The sequence below is a fragment of the Caulobacter sp. genome, assembly GCF_017744445.1.
GTDB lineage: Bacteria > Pseudomonadota > Alphaproteobacteria > Caulobacterales > Caulobacteraceae > Caulobacter.
This window is the reverse complement of the sequence record NZ_JAGIBH010000040.1, coordinates 1-1358: the sequence shown is the minus strand read 5'-3', so window position 1 is coordinate 1358 and position 1358 is coordinate 1. Positions and strand designations below refer to the sequence as shown.

At 71.8% G+C, this 1358-nt stretch carries 2 protein-coding genes; one reads left to right on the top strand and one right to left on the bottom strand.

Translation table 11 applies throughout. From position 1 onward, the window contains the following. A partial coding sequence (locus J7528_RS23390; protein WP_291879657.1) for a LysR family transcriptional regulator occupies positions 1-258 on the bottom strand: 258 nt, incomplete at its 3' end. Positions 259-421: 163 nt separating this feature from the next. Here J7528_RS23390 and bla point away from each other — a divergent pair. After that, positions 422-1358, top strand: a 937-nt coding sequence (gene bla, locus J7528_RS23385; RefSeq protein ID WP_291879655.1) for a class A beta-lactamase, incomplete at its 3' end; no start/stop codon positions are given.

Genomic DNA, 1358 nt, shown 5'->3' with positions numbered 1-1358 from the left:
CCGTGCGCGAACAGGACATGCTGTCGCACGCGCCTCGTTGAGCACTGGATACAGCGCCGCGCCTTCCTCGGTCAGCGCTACTCCGCGCGGCAGGCGGTGGAACAGGCGCACCCCGAGCCGCTCCTCGAGGCCGCGGATCTGGTGGCTGAGCGCGGCCTGGCTGACATACAGCTCCAGCGCCGCGCGGGTGAAATTCTGGTGGCGCGCGGCGGCCTCGAAGGCGCGCAGCGCGTTGAGCGGCAGCGGCGGGCGGGACATGGCGAGACTTGAGCAGGACTGATGGCGGAATGCTAGCCGCTGGGCGAAACCTGCGCCTGTGGGCCTGAGCCATGCATCCGGCTCATGGCTGCCCCTGAAAACTTGCGCTGGTGGCGGTGGGCGCAGGTTCCAATACTCGGCGCTCCATCCAAGGAGGAATGCCATGCTCGCCCGTCGCCGCTTCCTGCAAGTTGGTGCCACTTCCGCCGGCTCCGCGCTGTTCGCCCCGCTGCTGGCGCCGGCCACGGAGGCCAGCGTGGCGGTCGGTACGCCCGGTTCGGGCGCGATCGCCAACGCCGGCGATTTCGCCGCACTGGAGGTGGCCAGCGGCGGCCGGCTCGGGGTGAGCCTGCTGGATACCGTCAGCGGCCGCGCCCGTGGCCATCGCCAGGACGAGCGCTTCCCGATGTGCAGCACCTTCAAGGCGCCGCTGGCGGCGGCGGTGCTTGCCGGTGCCGACCGCGGCCAGTGGTCGCTGGACCGGCGCCTGGCCGTGCGCGAACAGGACATGCTGTCGCACGCGCCCTTCACCCGGCGGCACGTCGGCAAGGACATGACCGCGCGCGACCTGTGCCGGGCCGCGATGGTGGCCAGCGACAACTCCGCCGCCAACCTGCTGCTGGGGCTGGTCGGTGGCCCGGCCGCGCTCACCGCCTTCCTGCACGGGCACGGGGACACGGTGACCCGCAGCGACCGCTACGAGCCGTCCATGAACGAATTCGCCCTGGACGATCCGCGCGACACCACCAGCCCGGCGGCGATGGCCGCCAGCATGGCCCGGTTCGCGGTCGGCGATGCGTTGTCGACGACTTCGCGCCGGCAGTTTGCCGACTGGCTGATCGACAACGGCACCGGCGGTACCTGCCTGCGGGCCGGCCTCGGCCCACGCTGGCGGGTCGGCGACAAGACCGGCAGCAATGGTGTCGATGCCCGCAACGATGTCGCGGTGCTGTGGCCGCTCGATGGTGGTGCGCCCTGGGTGCTGGCCGCCTACCTGCAGGGTGCGACGGTGGACAGCGCCTCGCGCGATGCGGTGCTTGCCCAGGCCACGCGCCAGGACACCCGCTCGTGGTTCTCGGTCTCGGCCGTCTCGGTCCAGG